Raw genomic sequence first — 16,667 nt, forward strand, 5'->3', positions numbered from 1 at the left:
ATAGAACGGAACGACGGCCATGGACGCCTCCACTGAGGACAGGAAACCGTTCAACCTCTCGCGCTGGGCGATCGGTCATCCGAGCATCGCGCGCTTCCTCTTCGCGCTGATCATCATCACCGGCGCCCTCGGCCTCGTACGCATGGGCCAGCGCGAAGATCCGGAATTCACCTTCCGTGTCATGGTCATCCAGGCCGTCTGGCCGGGCGCATCGATCGAGGAGATGCAAGACCAGGTCGTCAACAAGATCGAGCGCAAGCTGCAGGAAACGCCGCATCTCGATTTCGTCCGCTCCTACACGCGCGCCGGCAGCGCCATCATCACGCTGCAAGTCGAGGGCGACACCAATGCCGAAGAGGTGGCCGACGCCTTCTACCAGGTACGCAAGAAAGTCGGCGACATCGACAACGAGCTGCCGGACGGTCTCCTCGGCCCCTATTTCAACGACGAGTTCGGCGACACCTTCATCACGCTCCACTCGATCAGCGGCGACGGCTACAGCTATCCGGAGCTCAAGAAGTTCGCGATCCAGGGCCGCGACATGCTCTTGACGACGCCCGGCGTCGAAAAGGTATCGATCATCGGCGATCAGCCGGAGAAGATCTATATCGACGTTTCGTCCAAGACGCTCGCGGAACACGGGCTGACGCTCAACGATCTGCGCAACGCGATCGTCGGCCAGAACAACGTCGATCGTGCCGGCTCCGTCGATACCGGCACGCGTTCGGTGCGCATTTCCGTCGAGGGCGGTGTCGACCGCGCCGAGGATATCCGTGCGCTCCGCTTGCGCGCCGGGAACCAGGTGATCCGGCTCGGTGACATCGCCACCGTCACCTCGGGGCTGGAGGACCCATACCAGCGCAAATACCGCTTCAACGGCCACGACAGCGTCCAGATCGGCGTGGTCATGGCCAAGGGCTACAAGGTCACCGACGTCGGCAAGGCAGTGGAAGCGACCTACGAGCGCTTCGAATCCTCCCTCCCCTATGGCGTCTCCGTCGACCAGATCGCGAACCAGCCGGAGGTGGTGACCGACGCGATCAGCGAGTTCATGCATGCCCTCGGCGAGGCGCTGATCATCGTGCTCGTCGTCTCCTTCCTGTCGATCGGCTGGCGCTCTGGTCTCGTCATCGCGATCGCCATCCCGCTCGTGCTCGCGGCTACATTCGCGATCATGTACGAGCTCGGCATCGACCTGCAGCGCATCTCGCTCGGCGCGCTGATCATCGCGCTCGGCCTGCTCGTCGACGACGCGATGATCGTCGTCGAAATGATGGAGCGCAAGCTCGAGGAGGGCCTCGTGAAGATCGAGGCGGCGAGCTTCGCCTATTCCTCCACCGCCTTCCCGATGCTGACCGGCACGCTGATCACGACCGCAGGTTTCATCCCCGTCGGCTTCGCCGAGTCGACCGCGGGCGAATATGTGCGCTCGCTCTTCTATGTCGTCGGCATCGCGCTGGTGGTCTCCTGGTTCGTCGCCGTCTATTTCACGCCGTGGCTCGGCTACATGATCTTGAAGCAACGCCATCATGCCGGCAATCACCACGACGTCTTCGACACGCGCTTTTACCGGCGCCTGCGCGCGACGGTCGGCTGGGCGGTGCGCCACCGGGTGATCGTGCTCGTCATGACGCTCGCGACCTTCGTCGCCAGCCTCTGGGCGTTCCAGTTCATTCCGAAGAACTTCTTCCCGCAGTCGTCGCGGCCGGAAATCCTGGTCGATCTGTGGCTGCCGGAAGGAACCAGCATCAAGGAGGTCGAGAAGCAGGCGAAGGCTGTCGAAGCCCGGATGATGGACGACGAGGACAAGCGCTTCATCGCCACCTATATCGGCGAGGGCGCACCGCGCTTCTTCCTGCCGCTCGACCAGCAGCTTCGCAATCCGAACTTCGCGCAGCTGCTCGTCATGGCGAAGGACGAGCCGGCCCGCGAGCGGCTGATCACAAAGCTGCGCACGATCATTGCCGAAGACTTTCCGTCGATCCGCGCCAAGGTCGACCGGCTGTTCCTCGGCCCGCCGACCGGCTGGCCCGTGCAGTTGCGCGTGATGGGCCCGGATCGCGCCGAAGTACGCCGCATCGCCGATCAGGTGAAGGCGAAGTTCAACGAGAACCCGCTGCTCGGCGCTGTTCACGACGACTGGCTGGAGCCGGTGCCGGCGATGAAGCTGACGATCGACCAGGACCGCGCCCGGGCGCTGGGCGTCACCTCGCAGCGCATCCGCCAGATGCTGCAGGCATCGATGTCCGGCGTGCCGCTCGACAATTTCCGCGACGGCGAGGAAACCGTCTCGATCGTCGCGCGGGAGCCGGACGGCAATCGCCAACTGCTTTCGGCCGTCAACTCGGTCTATGTTCCGACCGACTTCGGCGGCTTCGTTCCGGTCTCGCAGGTCGCCAAGGTCGTGCCGGTCATGGAGCAGGGCATCGAATGGCGCCGCGATCGCCTGCCGACGATCACGGTCCGCGCCACGCTGCCTGACGGCGTGCAGTCGAACGACGTAACGACGAAGCTCTACAACGAGCTTCAGGGGCTGAGAGACGGACTCGCTCCCGGCTACAAGGTCGAGATCCAGGGCGGCGCCGAGGACAGCGCCGAAAGCCAGGCCTCGATCGCCGCCAAGGCGCCGATCATGCTGGTCGTCATCGTCGTGCTGCTGATGGCGCAGCTCCAGCACTTTGGCAAGGCGATGCTGGTGCTCGCGACCGGCCCGCTCGGCATCATCGGCGCGGCCGCCGCGCTCTTGATCAGCGGCGCCCCCTTCGGCTTCGTCGCCATTCTCGGCGTCATCGCGCTGCTCGGCATCATCATCCGCAACTCGATCATCCTCGTCGACCAGATCGATCAGGACATCGCGGCAGGCATGGAGCGCGCCGAGGCGATCATCGGTGCGGCCGTTCGCCGCTTCCGGCCGATCATGCTCACCGCCCTGACGGCCGTGCTGGCGCTGATCCCGATCTCGCGCGGCGTGTTCTGGGGCCCGCTCGCCTACGCCATGATGGGCGGCATCCTCGTTGCGACGGTGCTGACGATCCTGGTGCTGCCGGCCGGCTACGCACTGTTCTTCGGCCGGGAGCCGAAGCGGAAAGCTGAGCCGGAAGCCGCCGAGCAGCACTCCGAAGACGACAACGAGGAAGAGCGCTATCCCACGCCGATCGCCGCGGAGTGAACTCGGCCGCCATCATTCTTGACGCGCCAGCCGGAAGGAATACCGGCTGGCGCATGGTCGCTTAGCCCAGGTGGTGGCGCTCCTGGAGGCCGTAGACCGGTGTCGAAATGCCTTCGCAGCGGGCCTTCAGCTGCAATGAAAGATACTGCGAATAGTGGCGCGACTGGTGCAGGTTGCCACCATGGAACCAGAGCGCCTCCTGTTGTGTCGGCTTCCACATGTTGCGCTGCTCGCCCTCCCACGGACCGGGGTCCTTCGGCGTATCTGAGCCGAGGCCCCAGACCTTGCCCACCTTGTCGGCGACCTCCTTCGAGATGAGATCCGCCGCCCAGCCGTTCATCGAGCCATAGCCGGTGGCGTAGACGACGAGATCGGCCGGAAGCTCGGTGCCGTCCTTCAAGACGACGGCATCTTCCTTCAGGTGGCTGACATCGGAGCCGGATTTCAGCTTGATGCTGCCGTCGATGACGAGATCGCAGGCGCCGACGTCGATGTAGTAGCCGGAACCGCGGCGCAGATATTTCATGAACAGCCCGGAACCGTCGGCGCCCCAGTCGAGCATGAAGCCCGCCTTTTCCAGATCCGCATAGAACTTGGCGTCACGTTCGCGCATCTTCTCGTAAAGCGGAATCTGGAACTCGTGCATGATCCGGTAGGGAAGCGAGGCGAAGATCAGGTCGGCCTTGCGGGTCGTCATGCCGGCGGCAACCGCCCGTTCGGAATAGAGGTCCCCGAGTCCGATATCCATCAGCGTGTCCGAGCGCACGATGTGCGTCGACGACCGCTGCACCATCGTCACGTCGGCACCGCCTTCCCAAAGCGCCGCGCAGATATCATGCGCGGAATTGTTGGAGCCGACGACCACCACCTTCTTGTCACGATAGGCGTCCGGACCCGGATGCTGCGACGAATGCTGCTGTTCGCCTTTGAAGACGTCCTGACCTTCGAGTTTCGGAATATTCGGCTTGCCCGACATGCCGGTCGCGAGCACGAGTTGCTTCGGTCGCAGCACGACTTCCTCGCCGTCGCGCACAACGACGACCGTCCACTCTTTCGCTTCCTCGTCGTACTTGGCCGACTTGCAGGTGGTCGAGCCCCAGTAGTTGAGCTCCATCACCCTGGTGTACATCTCCAGCCAGTCGCCAATCTTGTCCTTCGGCGCGAAGACCGGCCAGTTCTCCGGGAAGGGGATGTAAGGCAGGTGGTCGTACCAGACCGGATCGTGCAGGCACAGCGACTTGTAGCGCTTGCGCCAGCTATCACCCGGTCGTTCGTTCTTCTCGATGATGATCGTCGGCACGTTCAACTGACGCAGACGCGCGCCGAGCGCGATGCCGCCCTGGCCGCCGCCGACAATGAGGGCGTAGGGCTGCGTCCCGTAGCCGAGGTCGGCCGCCTCCCGCTCGCGCTTTTCCTTCCACGTCCTGCGATTGGGATCGTGACCGTGCTCGGCGCCGAGCGGCCGCCGCAGGCCTTTCGGCTCCTCGTGCCCTTTAAGCTCCGTCATCGTCGTGAGAAGCGTCCAGATCAGGCCGTCCTTCAACCGGATATGGCCGTAGCCTCGCGCCACTTGCGTCTCGAATTCGAACCACCCGTCGGTCACGCCGTCCCCGCCGCTCGCCTGTTCGTTGGCGTCCTGCCGGAACAGCGCCGGCTTCACCGCTGCGAGCTGGCTCGTCAGCATGTCGCGGATCTGGTCCCGCCCCTCCATCGTCCTGATGTTCCAGGTAAAGGTGACGAGGTCGCGCCAGTAGCAATCCGCCTGGAACAGATTGACGGCGGCCTCGATATCACCCTGTTCAAGGGCCCTGCCGAGCTTGGCAAGGGCATTGTCGATGCGGGTGTTGGGACTTTCTTCAAGCATGAGGTCTCCTCCTTTTCGCTTGGCTTGCCTGCTGGCGACTCCTCTTTCGCCGGCGAGGGTGTTGCTGTGCAGCGCTGCCGCCGCGGTCGAACAGCGATGTGCAATGGCCGTGCCAAGCGTCGCAGCCAGGAAAAACGCAATGTTTTCAGGAACGGGAGGAATTAGGACTGTTGCACGCTCCGACGCGGCCGCCACAAGTGAGGCGTCCGACCTGTTGCAGGCGCCGCCGACGCCGGCAACGCCGCCCGTCCGACCAGACGCGCATAGGTCGCTGTGGGGCTTCGCGTTACGGCATTCAGCAACCTTGCGCCGGCAGGTCGCTCCTACCGATGCGGCTTCAAGTGAAAGCGCCTGACCTGGCGATGCACCGTCGAGCGGTCGAGGCCCAGCCGTCGCGCCGCCTCAGAGATGTTCCAGTTGCAGGCATCGAGCATCAGTCTCAACGCCGTGCCGGCATCATCCGCATCGTCCGGCTCGGCCCTCGCGACGAGATAATCCGGCAGGTCGGAAACGTCGATGACGCAGGCTTCGGCGAGCGCAGCCGCAACGGCGATGGCGTTGTCGAGTTCGCGAATGTTTCCCGGCCAGTCGTGCGCCTTCAGCGCGACAAGCGCGGCCGGCGAGAGCGTCCTTTGGCCGGCGGCATGGGAATGTCGTTCCAGCATCTGCTCGACCACCCAGTCGAAATCGCGTCTGTCTCTGAGCGGCGGAACCGAGAGCGTTGCGGCGTTGAGCCGGTAATAGAGATCTTCGCGAAAGGCGCCCTGCGACACCAGCGTCTGCAAGGGCCGATGCGAGGCCGAAACGATCCTGATCTGGACCGGGCGCGGCACGGTGCCTCCGACCGGAAGCACCTCGCGCTCGGCCAGCACCCTGAGCAGTCGGCTCTGCAGCGCAAGAGGCATGTCGCCGATCTCGTCGAGAAAGAGCGTGCCGCCGTCCGCCTGCTCGATCAGGCCCTTGCGGCCCTTGGCGGACGCGCCGGTGAAGGCGCCCGGCAGATAGCCGAACAGCTCGCTCTCGATCAGTTGCTCGGGGATCGCCGCGCAATTGATGGCGACGAAGCGGCCCGTAAGGCCGCTGCCCTCGTGGATTGCGCGCGCCAGGTATTCCTTGCCTGTCCCGGTCTCGCCCTGGATGAGGATCGGCAGCGCCGTGCGGGCGAGTTTCGCAGCCTTTGCCTGCAGCGCGACGATTTCGGGCGCATCGCCGCCGAGCCGGCGCAACGGCGGCGGGATCTGCGCGCGCGAGACGCCCGGCGCGCGGACGCCTGAATGCGGCTCGATGGCATGCGCAAAGAGCGCATTGCCGTCGCGGGCGAAAACGAGCCGTTCCTGCGTCGGCCGGCGGCGCGTGAGCTCCGGAAGATCGTCGATTTCCAGGTCGAGGAAGCGCGATACCGGCTCGCCGATGATGAGGCGCGGATCACGCCAGTCGAGCCCCGTCGAGCGGGCAAGGATCTTCGCCCCGCCTTGGGTCATGCCGGCGATCCGCCCGAGACCGTCGATCGAGATCGCCGCCTCCGGATCGACGTCGAGGAATTCCGGCGAGCGCGAGAACCTGAGCACCCATTGATGCCGCGCCTGGGCCATGAGATTGGCGAGCTCGATCCGCCTTGCGCTGGCGGTGACCAGATGAAGCGCCAGGTTCTGGCTTGTCTTGAGGATCGGGGAACTCAGCAGCGAGATGTCGAGGACGGCCGAAAGTTCGCCGTGGATGTCGTAGATCGGTGCCGCCGTGCAGGAGAGCGGCGTGTGCGTGTTGTCGAAGTGGTCGCTCTGGTGGATCGTCAGCGCCTCACCCGTCTCGATGCAGGCGCCGACGGCGCAGGTCCCGGCGCGCCATTCGGACCATTCGGACCCGAGATAGAGGCCCGCTTTGCGAAGGCTGTTGTTGAAGAGTGGGTCACCAAGGAACTCGACGGTCACGCCCTGCCGGTCGGAGAGCAAGAGCACATAGTTCTGCCCCGCCACTTGCCTGAACAGATGTTCGAGCCCGGAACGGGCGATGGCGATCAGGTCTTCCGATTGCTGGCGATGCTCCTTGAGCCGTGTCTCCGGTACGATATAGGCCTCGCAAGCCTGCGCCGGGTCGAGGCGGTGATGCTCCAGGCAGCGCCGCCAGGATTTGACGACCATATCGTCGCGGCTGCTCGGAAGGCCGCGGCCGACGCGCTCGATTTCGCGGATATGGTCGGAATGTGAAAACATGACCGCCTTCCTCCTGGGCGCGAGTGTGCGCATGGGAAGCCGAAATGTAAAGGAACGGAAAGCCGAGGAGCGGGGACGCGATGATCCGCCTCGGGCGCTTGTGTCCGGAACACCGGCGCGCGACCCGGACTCTGCTTGGTCCGGGCCGACGCCGCCAAATATCCTTGATCGGCCGGATCGGCCGCGCGCATCAATCGTCGAGGCGGAAGCCGACCTTCATGACGACCTGGTAATGCGCCACCTCTCCGTTGACGATCTGTCCCCGGATCTGGTCGACTTCGAACCAGTCGAGATTCCGCATGGTTTTCGAGGCGCGCGAAATCGCCGTTTCGATCGACTCGTTGACCGAGGTCTTCGAGCTTCCGATCAACTCTATCTTCTTGTAGACGTGCCCGGTCACAGTAACCTCCTCGGGTTCTGGTTGATCCCACAGCGCCGTGCGTCTTTTCAGACGCCCATAGGTCGCCGCTGTGGACTCTGAATTGCTGCATGTTTTGTCCTCCGATTTAAGGAAACATGCAGTAGCGCGAACATCGCCCTCGGGCAGCGAAGAGTGCGACGGCGCGTGCTCGGACCGCCAATCATTGAGGACGATGCAGTCAGCATGCGCCCGTTGGCGCGCGATTGCCAGCCGCTGCATTCGGAAATTGCGGCCTACCAACGCGGCGCGTCTTTTGAGGCGCGCAAAGGTCGCTGTGGCACTTTTGATTGTTGCGTTCGCCGGTTACCCACCGCGGATCGAGGAACGCCAGACGAGATCGGCGTTCAGTCTGACCGAATGGTTGCGTGCGGAAGGATCTTCCGCGTCGTCCCTGCCGAGCCACGTCACCGCCTCCCGGGCAATTGCCTCGACCGGCTGGCCGAACGTCGTCAATTGATAGGACGACCAGGCCGCCTGTTCGATATCGTCGAATCCGGCAACGCAGAGCTGATCCGGGATGGAAATCGAGAACTGATGCCGGGCGGCGTCCATGAAGCCGCAGGCGATGAGATCGGTTGCGCAGAAAACGGCATCGGGCCGCTCGCTGAGCGTGAGCAACCGCTGTGCCAACACGCGGCCGCTTTCATAGCCGGTCGATCCGTAGCGCTCGACGACGACCTCGACGCCCATGGTCTTCGCCGCCGTGACGAAGCCGTGCTCACGCGCCATCAGGCTCGGCGTTCCGGCCTCGGAATTGGCAAAGGCAAGGCGACGGCAGCCGGCGCGCAGGAAGGCGGTGACAAGTCGGCCCGCGGCGGCGGCGTCATCGAGATTGATCCTGAGCGGCCCTTCCTGATCGTCGTCACGGTTGATCAGCACAAGTCGCTGGCCGTTCTTGAGGCAGAGCTGGGTGATCGACTTGTCGGGCATTCCCGACAGGATGATCGACGCGTCGGCGCGATACCGGATCGCCTGCCTGAGCGCGAGATCGACGCTGCCGTCGGACCGGTCGGTGTTGACCAGCATGGCGATCTTGCCGGCATCCTGCAATTGCTGTGTCACCGCCCGGATCAGGCTCGATCGGTATGGCGTGCCCATGTCGGAAACGATGAGGCAGACGATGCCGCTCTCGTTCAGCATCAGCCCGCGGGCGAGATGATTAACGTGATAGCCAAGCGCTTCCGCCGCTTCCACCACCCTGCGCCGCGTCTCCGGCGAGACGCTGGCTCCAGGCGTGAAGGTGCGCGAAACAGCGGAGCGGGAGACACCCGCCCGCTCGGCAACCTCCTGAGCGCTGACGAAAGGTTTTTGCGACATGATAGCCTGATTTGCTCACAGCCCTTGCACAAAGAATTGCACAATTTTGCAAATGCGTGCAAGCGATCTGTGCCGGCGAACTGGCGATGTTATCGGAGAAACATGTTGACAGTTAAAATCTCCTCATGCAGCATTTGCACGCGCTTGCAATAGTGCCCGGCATGGAGGCGCCGGCTCAATCTGGGAGGAAATCATGGGTTTGGTTAAAATGGCTGCGGCAACTTTTGCCGCGGGTGCGACTTTCTTTGCCTTTTCCGCGCATGCCGAAGGAACCCTCAATCTCATCTGCTCGGCGGACGTGGTGATCTGCGAACAGATGGAAGGCGCCTTCGAAAAGGAGACCGGCGTTTCGGTCAACATGGTTCGCCTTTCGTCCGGTGAAACCTATGCCAAGATCCGCGCCGAGGCGCGTAACCCGAAGACCGATATCTGGTGGGCAGGCACCGGCGACCCACACCTGCAGGCCGCGTCCGAGGGGCTGACGCTCGAATACAAGTCGCCGATGCTCGGCGAGCTGCAGGACTGGGCGGTCAAGCAGGCCGAGAGCGCCGGCTACCGCACGGTCGGCGTTTATGCGGGAGCACTCGGCTGGGGCTATAACACCGAAATCTTCAAGCAGAAGAACCTCAAGGAACCCAAGTGCTGGGCCGACCTGCTGGATGCGTCGTACAAGGGCGAAATCCAGATCGCCAACCCGAACTCGTCCGGCACCGCCTATACCGCACTGGCGACACTCGTCCAGATCATGGGCGAGGACCAGGCCTTCGATTACCTGAAGAAGCTCAACGACAACGTCTCGCAATACACCAAATCCGGCTCGGCACCGGTGAAGGCGGCCGCCCGCGGCGAAACCGCGATCGGGGTCGTCTTCATGCATGACGCGGTGGCGCAGACCGTCGAAGGTTTCCCGGTAAAGTCGGTGGCGCCCTGCGAGGGCACCGGCTACGAGATCGGCTCCATGTCGATCATCAAGGGCGCAAAGAACCTCGACAATGCCAAGAAGTGGTATGACTGGGCGCTCTCGGCCGCTGTGCAGTCGAAGATGAAGGAGGCAAAATCCTTCCAGCTCCCGTCGAACAAGACGGCGGAAGTTCCGAAGGAGGCGCCGAAGTTCGAGGATATCAAGCTGATCGACTACGACTTCAAGACCTATGGCGATCCGGCCAAGCGCAAGGCACTGCTGGAGCGCTGGGACAGGGAGATCGGCGCCAACGCGAACTGATCCCCCGTATTCCGGGGGATTGTGCCGGCGGCTCCCGCCAGCCGGCCGAAACCTCCCCACCGCGCGGAACCGCGCGGTGGGGAGGTTGGCGACACATGACGCTACACTTTCTTGCAAATCGGTCGCATCGATGCCTGGATTGACCCGGGCGCGCTTCTCGCGACCCCGGAAGGCCCGAGGCAAACGCGATCCATGGAACATCGCAATCGCAGACTGAATATCGTCCTCGCCCTCGGGCTCGCGGCTTTCCTTTTGCTGCCCTGGTACCGCATCGAGGGCGGCTTCTTCGGCCTCGGTTGGCTTGCCGATTTTCCGGGCGACGCGTCGGTTTCGCCCGGCCTGATGCAGATCGCGAACGGTCGGTGGTGGCTTGCGGCTCCGGCGCTGATGCTCATTCTCGCCGGTGCGTGCCGCTTCGTCGGTGATGCGCAGTCGCGCGGCGCTCTCCTCGCCTGGACCGGCGCACTCGGGATCGTATTTCTCGCGCTGCAAGGCCTGGCGATCGGCTTTACCGGCTGGACCTGGACGATCAGCGAAACGCTTTTCGGCACGCTTGCGGACGGGCAGCCCTCGATGGGCGCGGGTGCGGTGCTCTCGGCGCTCGTCTTCGTTCTCATCTTTTCCTTCGGCCTTGCCGAACGCGGTGTAATGAAGGGCGACGCCTTCGTCGTCAGCGCGATTTCCCTGCTCGTCTTTCTCGTCGCTGTCTTCGTCTTCTATCCGGTAGGCAGCATGCTCGTCGGCGCCTTCCAGGATTTCGACGGCTCGTTCAACCCGGACGGCTTCACCCGCAACATCGTCGACCCGTCGATCTGGAGCCTCGACTGCGTCATCGGCGGAGCGCGCTGCGGCGTCGCCTGGCGCACCTTCTGGCTGGCGATCATGACGGCAAGCGGATCGACCATTCTCGGGCTCGCCTTCGCTCTCGTCGCCACCCGCACCGGCTTCCGCTACAAGAAGAGCCTGCGGCTCCTGACGGTGCTGCCGATCATCACGCCGCCCTTCGTCGTCGGCCTCGCGCTGACCCTGCTCTTCGGCCGCTCGGGCGTCGCGACGCAGGCGATGTCGGCGCTGCTGGGTATCGAACCGGGCCGCTGGCTCTACGGCCTCACCGGCATCTGGATCGCCCAGGTCCTGTCCTTCACGCCGATCTCGTTCCTCGTGCTGATCGGTGTCGTCGAGGGCGTCAGCCCGTCGATGGAGGAAGCCTCGCAGACGCTGAGAGCCGACCGCTGGCGGACCTTCTGGCGCGTCTCGCTGCCGTCGATGAAGCCCGGGCTCGCCAATGCCTTCCTCATCGGCTTCATCGAAAGCATGGCGGATTTCGGCAATCCGCTGGTGCTCGGCGGCAGCCACGGCGTGCTGTCGACGGAAATCTTCTTCGCCGTCGTCGGCTCGCAGAATGATCCCTCCCGCGCCGCGGTGCTTGCGATCATCCTGCTCTCATTCACGCTTGCAGCCTTCCTCGCCCAGCGCCTCTGGCTTTCGGGGAAGAATTTCTCGACCGTCACCGGCAAGGGTGACAGCGGCGTGCATGCGGCCCTCCCCCGCTCGGTCTCGGTCGGCGTTCATGCGCTGGTCATCCCCTGGGCGCTCTTCACCCTCGTCGTCTACGGCATGATCCTGGTCGGCGGTTTCGTGAAGACCTGGGGGCTCGACAATACGCTGACGCTCGAACACTACATCCAGGCCTTCTCGATCGAATTCCGCGACGGCGCCATTGCCTGGACGGGCGTTGCCTGGAACTCGTTCTGGACGACGATGGAAATCGCCCTCGTTTCGGCGCCGCTGACGGCCGCCGTCGGTCTTCTCACCGCCTATCTGATCGTGCGCCAGAAATTTGCCGGCCGCGAGCTCTTCGAATTCGCGCTGATGATGAGCTTTGCCATTCCGGGCACGGTCATCGGCATCAGCTACATCATGGCCTTCAACCTGCCGCCGCTGGAGATGACCGGCAGCGCGCTGATCCTGATCGCCTGCTTCGTGTTCCGCAACATGCCGGTCGGCGTGCGTGGCGGCGTCGCGGCGATGAGCCAGCTTGACCGCAGCCTCGACGAAGCTTCGTTGACGCTTCGGGCCGACAGCTTCCGCACGATCCGCAAGGTGATCCTGCCGCTGCTCCGGCCGGCGATCACCGCCGCCCTCGTCTATTCCTTCGTGCGCGCCATCACCTCGATCAGCGCCGTCATCTTCCTGGTCAGCGCCGAATACAACATGGCGACCTCCTATATCGTCGGCCTCGTCGAAAACGGCGAATACGGCGTCGCGATCGCCTATTCCTCGATGCTGATCCTGGTCATGATCGCCGTCATTGCCGGCTTCCAATTCCTTGTCGGCGAGCGGCGGCTGAGGCGCGAGAACCGCGTGCAGTCGCTTGCCGCAACCACGCCCGCTTCCCTTCGCCAGGAGAAAACCGCATGAGCATCGAAGGTCCCGGTTCCGTCGTCTTTCGGAACGTCCGCAAAGCGTTCGGCGCCTTCACGGCCATTCACGACCTGTCGCTGACGATCGAGCCCGGCACGCTGGTGACGCTGCTCGGCCCGTCCGGCTGCGGCAAGACGACGACACTCAGGATGCTGGCCGGCCTCGAGCATCCGACATCCGGCCGTATCCTGATCGGCGGCAGGGACGTGACGATGTTGCCGGCGAACGAACGTGACGTTTCCATGGTCTTCCAGTCCTACGCCTTGTTTCCGCACATGACGGCGCTCGACAACGTCGCCTACGGCCTCGAATCGTCGGGGTTGAAGCGCAAGGAGGCACGCGAGCGGGCCGAGGACGGGCTGGCGCTCGTCGGTCTTGCCGGCATGGGCGGGCGCCTGCCGGCGGAGCTTTCCGGCGGACAGCAGCAGCGTGTCGCTGTCGCCCGCGCGCTGGTGCTCGAACCGCAGGTTCTGCTTCTCGACGAGCCGCTGTCGAATCTCGACGCGCGGCTGCGCCGCCGTGTCAGGACGGAGATCCGCGAACTGCAGCAGCGGCTCGGCTTCACCGCCGTCTACGTCACCCACGACCAGGACGAGGCGCTGGCCGTTTCCGACCGCATCATCGTCATGAAGGACGGCCACATCGCCCAGGAAGGCGCGCCGCGCGATCTCTACGAAGCACCGGCATCCGCCTTCATCGCCGACTTCATGGGCGAGGCAAATGTCGTTTCCTGCGATATCCTCGGCGTCGAGGGAGGCGATGCGACGATCCGCGTCGAGGCCCTGACCCATCGCGTGCCGGGGCGCGACATTCGGCCCGGGCCGGCGAAGCTCGCCGTGCGGCCGAACGCGATCACGCTGGAACCGGCAAAAGACGGCGCGTTTTCCGGCCGCATCACCCACGCCGCCTATCTCGGCGATCATGTCGAATACGAGGTGAAGACGGCCGCTGGCACGCTCTTCGTTGTCGATCCCGCCGTCGAAAGAGCACTGGCTCCGGCGACGGAGGTCGCGATCGGCTTCAAGGGGCGTGGCATCGCCATTATCAGCGGTTGAGCTCGCATCGTGCGAGAAACGGAATTATCAAACCAGAACCAAGGAAAGCTTCATGACGTCACACGACCCCTCCGGGCTCGAAACCCGACTGGCTCTCGCCGAAGCGGTGGCACGCGAGGCGGGCGCTGTCGCGCTCGACTATTTCAGCCGGCGCGAGACGCTGGTCATCGAGACCAAGCGGGATCCGCAGGATGTCGTCTCGATCGCCGATCGCGAAGTGGAAATGCTGATCCGTGCCCGTTTCGCGGAGGCCTATCCCGACGATGGCGTGCTCGGCGAGGAATACGGGCTGGAGCCGGGACGCTCCGGCTTCACCTGGGTCATCGACCCGATCGACGGCACCAGTCCCTTCGTCAACGGCATGCCGAACTGGTGCGTTTCGATCGCCCTCCTCCATGACGGCGTTCCGGTCGTCGGCGTGATCTCGGCGCCCTGCCACGACGAACTTTATGCCGCAGCACTCGGGCGGGGTGCGCGGCTCAACGGCAAGCCGTTGTCGCTCGACGCGTCACGCACCATTCGCAACGCCGTCACCGGCATCGGCGCCAACAATCACGTGACGCCGGCATCCGTCGGCAAGATGGTCGAGAAGCTGCTGGAAGCCGGCGGCAATTTCGTGCGCAACGGATCCGGCGCGCTGATGCTCGCCTATGTCGCCGCCGGCCGCCTGGTCGGCTATTACGAGCCTTATATGCACGCCTGGGACTGCCTCGCCGGCTATTGCCTCGTCAAGGAAGCGGGCGGCTGGTACCTGCCCTTCCCCGTCGAGGGCGAGCGTCTGACCAAGGGCGCTGCCGTTCTCGCTGCGGCGCCCAGCGCGATCGAAGACCTGCGCAAGGTGGCGGGCATCTGAGCGGCGGGGCTCGAAACCGGCGATCGAATTCGGAGGCGTCGAAGCGGTCAACAACGACAAACATAGCCGATTCCAATGGGTTAGCAGAAGATGGCGGCGGAGGTCCTGCGCTTGGGCGGGACCCGTTGGCTTACTGCCCTCTTCGTCCGAGGCTCAATCGCTCGGTGGCAATGGTTGTCCGCCGGGCCAAACATCTCGTTCGCAGCCTCAGGGAAGACGCGAGGCGGATTTCAATGAACAATCCACAAAAACCGAGTGTCGCGGGATTTCTTGAATCAGGTCCGATTTGGGCGTAAAATTACACAGCAATTCAAAGCGTTACAGCGACCGTGCGAACTGAGGAGGCCGGAGCTGAAACGTCAGGCGCACGCGAGGGGTAACGCTTTGTCAAGCTTCATACGTGGAGGTTGTCATGGTAAACACTCTCATGGCGGGAAAAAGGGCCCAGGACTGGGCCAATCTGGTCCTGGCGGTGTGCTTGTTCCTCTCTCCCTGGGTCATCGGTTTTGCGGCTGAGCCCGTGCCGACCTGGAATGCCTGGATCGCCGGCATCGTGCTCGGCGCACTGGCGGTTGCAGCGCTTTCGGCCTTCGCAGAATGGGAGGAATGGGTGAACGTGGTGATCGGCCTGTGGCTGATCGTTTCTCCCTGGCTGCTCGGCTTCATGGCGAACATGAACGCGATGTGGACGCATGTCATCCTTGGCGTGCTCGTCGCGGCACTGTCGGCCTGGGCTGTCTGGGACTATCGGCACCCGCATTCGGCTGCCTAATGGATGTCGCCCAAAGCACGCAGCGGTTTTGGGGCAACGACATGCATGAAAACAAAGACCTAAAGCGCGTTGCATGACGCCGTTCGAACGCGACGCGCTTAGATCGCGATGATTTGGGTCGAATCGACCCAAATCATAAGCGTGATCGATGCTGATAAGTTGAGACGCGATCGTGCGTTCAGAAAAACGCGCAACGCGTCAGTCATTCTTCAGTTGCGAGCAATCCCCGCTTCCAGCGGAACCGGCCGGAAGCAGGAGTGTTGTATCGTCAACCTCCGACGACCGCACGTTTCTCCTCGACCGAAGGCACGTCCGCGACCTCCAGTTCACGCCGCTCTCTTTCGGTTTCGATGGCGACATCGAGCACTTTCTGCAGATCGGCGGCATGACGGAAGTTGGGCTCGACAGCCTGACGTTCGGCGACCGCCGCGGCGAAGCGCTGGTAATTGGTCGGCACCGTCCCGGCATCGAGGTCGCGCCAGATCGCCTTTTCGACATCGGGGCCAAGGCAGGCCTTGAGGAGCGATCCGTCCGGCGTATGGAACACCTCCAGCGCACCCTTGTCGCCGTGCAGCCTGAGCCTCAACTCGTTGAGATGCCCCGTCGCCCAACGGCTGGCGTGGATTACGCCCATCGCGCCGTTTTCGAACTCCGCCGTCATCGCGAAGCTGTCATTGGCGTCGAGATCGTATTCGCCGATGCGGTTGTCGGGCGCCTTGTCGAACGCCTTCAGCCGGGCAAAGACCCGCTCGACCGTGCTGCCGGCGCCATAGCCGGCAAAGTCGAGGATGTGGATGCCGACGTCGCCGAGCACGCCGTTGGAGCCGTGTTTGGTCGACAGCCGCCACAGCCATTTCGATTCGCTCGCCCAGTCGCCCCACGCCTTCGACACCAGCCAGCTCTGCAAGTAGGAGGCTTCGAGATGGCGCACCCTGCCGATTTCGCCGGCCAGCACCAGTTCCCGCGCACGCTGAAGCGGCGCGACATTGCGGTAGGTGAGGTTCACCATGTTGACGACACCGGCGCGCTCCGCGGCTTCGGCCATTTCGGCGGCCTTGTCGTAGTTTTCCGCCAGCGGCTTTTCGCACAGCACGTGCTTGCCGGCGGCGATCAGCGCCAGCGTCGTCGGGTGATGGGCCTTGTCCGGGGTGACGTTGGTCGCCGCGTCGAATTCGCCCCAGGCGATCGCGTCGTCGAGCGAGGTGAAGACGCGGGCAATGCCGTGCACGTCGGCAAAGGCGCGCGCCCGCGACGGGTCGACATCGACAGCCGCGACAAGTTCGACGCCATCGATCTTGGCAAAGGCGAGCGCGTGGCTGTTGGCCATGCCGCCGGTTCCGAGAATGAGCAAACGCATGAT

11 protein-coding genes are annotated in these 16,667 nt (G+C 63.9%); 6 read left to right on the plus strand and 5 right to left on the minus strand.

The window, feature by feature from the left end; genetic code table 11:
• Window positions 1–19: 19 nt before the first annotated feature.
• Window positions 20–3,169 carry an efflux RND transporter permease subunit gene (locus tag FKV68_RS32785; RefSeq protein WP_180943051.1) on the plus strand — a complete coding sequence of 1,050 codons (3,150 nt, stop codon included), beginning with the start codon at window positions 20–22 and terminating at the stop codon, window positions 3,167–3,169.
• A gap of 61 nt (window positions 3,170–3,230) precedes the next feature.
• On the opposite strand, the gene FKV68_RS32790 is transcribed toward FKV68_RS32785, so the two are convergent.
• The 4 genes from FKV68_RS32790 to FKV68_RS32805 form a co-directional block, all read right to left on the minus strand.
• Window positions 3,231–5,033 carry an NAD(P)/FAD-dependent oxidoreductase gene (locus FKV68_RS32790; RefSeq protein ID WP_180943052.1) on the minus strand — a complete coding sequence of 601 codons (1,803 nt, stop codon included), beginning with the start codon at window positions 5,031–5,033 and terminating at the stop codon, window positions 3,231–3,233.
• A gap of 323 nt (window positions 5,034–5,356) precedes the next feature.
• Window positions 5,357–7,243: a sigma-54-dependent Fis family transcriptional regulator gene (locus FKV68_RS32795; RefSeq protein WP_180943053.1), complete on the minus strand. Its 1,887-nt coding sequence runs from the start codon at window positions 7,241–7,243 to the stop codon at window positions 5,357–5,359.
• Between the two features lie 190 nt (window positions 7,244–7,433).
• Window positions 7,434–7,643, minus strand: a complete 210-nt coding sequence (locus FKV68_RS32800; RefSeq protein ID WP_180943054.1) for a dodecin — start codon at window positions 7,641–7,643, stop codon at window positions 7,434–7,436.
• Window positions 7,644–7,967: 324 nt separating this feature from the next.
• Window positions 7,968–8,981, minus strand: a complete 1,014-nt coding sequence (locus tag FKV68_RS32805; RefSeq protein ID WP_180943055.1) for a LacI family DNA-binding transcriptional regulator — start codon at window positions 8,979–8,981, stop codon at window positions 7,968–7,970.
• 193 nt (window positions 8,982–9,174) lie between these two features.
• Here FKV68_RS32805 and FKV68_RS32810 point away from each other — a divergent pair, with 193 nt between their 5' ends.
• The 5 genes from FKV68_RS32810 to FKV68_RS32830 all read left to right on the plus strand — a co-directional run bounded on the left by FKV68_RS32810 (window position 9,175) and on the right by FKV68_RS32830 (window position 15,307).
• Window positions 9,175–10,203, plus strand: coding sequence for an ABC transporter substrate-binding protein (locus FKV68_RS32810; protein ID WP_180943056.1), 1,029 nt, complete (start codon window positions 9,175–9,177; stop codon window positions 10,201–10,203).
• Between the two features lie 192 nt (window positions 10,204–10,395).
• Window positions 10,396–12,624 carry an ABC transporter permease gene (locus FKV68_RS32815; protein WP_180943057.1) on the plus strand — a complete coding sequence of 743 codons (2,229 nt, stop codon included), beginning with the start codon at window positions 10,396–10,398 and terminating at the stop codon, window positions 12,622–12,624.
• Window positions 12,621–13,682, plus strand: a complete 1,062-nt coding sequence (locus FKV68_RS32820) for an ABC transporter ATP-binding protein (protein ID WP_180943058.1) — start codon at window positions 12,621–12,623, stop codon at window positions 13,680–13,682. The genes FKV68_RS32815 and FKV68_RS32820 overlap by 4 nt, the downstream gene beginning before the upstream one ends.
• 52 nt (window positions 13,683–13,734) lie before the next feature.
• On the plus strand, window positions 13,735–14,535 hold the full coding sequence (locus FKV68_RS32825; protein ID WP_180943059.1) for an inositol monophosphatase family protein: 801 nt from the start codon (window positions 13,735–13,737) through the stop codon (window positions 14,533–14,535).
• Between the two features lie 412 nt (window positions 14,536–14,947).
• On the plus strand, window positions 14,948–15,307 hold the full coding sequence (locus tag FKV68_RS32830) for an SPW repeat protein (RefSeq protein WP_180943060.1): 360 nt from the start codon (window positions 14,948–14,950) through the stop codon (window positions 15,305–15,307).
• A 268-nt stretch (window positions 15,308–15,575) separates the two neighbouring features.
• Here the strand turns inward: FKV68_RS32830 and FKV68_RS32835 are convergent, their stop codons facing one another.
• A complete protein-coding gene (locus FKV68_RS32835; RefSeq protein WP_180943061.1) occupies window positions 15,576–16,664 on the minus strand; it encodes a Gfo/Idh/MocA family protein in 1,089 nt (362 codons plus the stop codon).
• Between the last annotated feature and the right edge of the window lie 3 nt (window positions 16,665–16,667).

Origin of the sequence: Sinorhizobium mexicanum (genome assembly GCF_013488225.1) — a bacterium.
Classification (GTDB): Bacteria; Pseudomonadota; Alphaproteobacteria; order Rhizobiales; family Rhizobiaceae; genus Sinorhizobium; species Sinorhizobium mexicanum.

Bases quoted from the DNA above. Each gene is read 5' to 3' on its own strand.
- FKV68_RS32785 (WP_180943051.1), top strand. From the start codon at position 20: ATGGACGCCTCCACTGAGGACAGGAAACCGTTCAACCTCTCGCGCTGG.
- FKV68_RS32790 (WP_180943052.1), bottom strand. From the start codon at position 5,033: ATGCTTGAAGAAAGTCCCAACACCCGCATCGACAATGCCCTTGCCAAG.
- FKV68_RS32795 (WP_180943053.1), bottom strand. From the start codon at position 7,243: ATGTTTTCACATTCCGACCATATCCGCGAAATCGAGCGCGTCGGCCGC.
- FKV68_RS32805 (WP_180943055.1), bottom strand. From the start codon at position 8,981: ATGTCGCAAAAACCTTTCGTCAGCGCTCAGGAGGTTGCCGAGCGGGCG.
- FKV68_RS32810 (WP_180943056.1), top strand. From the start codon at position 9,175: ATGGGTTTGGTTAAAATGGCTGCGGCAACTTTTGCCGCGGGTGCGACT.
- FKV68_RS32815 (WP_180943057.1), top strand. From the start codon at position 10,396: ATGGAACATCGCAATCGCAGACTGAATATCGTCCTCGCCCTCGGGCTC.
- FKV68_RS32820 (WP_180943058.1), top strand. From the start codon at position 12,621: ATGAGCATCGAAGGTCCCGGTTCCGTCGTCTTTCGGAACGTCCGCAAA.
- FKV68_RS32825 (WP_180943059.1), top strand. From the start codon at position 13,735: ATGACGTCACACGACCCCTCCGGGCTCGAAACCCGACTGGCTCTCGCC.
- FKV68_RS32830 (WP_180943060.1), top strand. From the start codon at position 14,948: ATGGTAAACACTCTCATGGCGGGAAAAAGGGCCCAGGACTGGGCCAAT.
- FKV68_RS32835 (WP_180943061.1), bottom strand. From the start codon at position 16,664: ATGCGTTTGCTCATTCTCGGAACCGGCGGCATGGCCAACAGCCACGCG.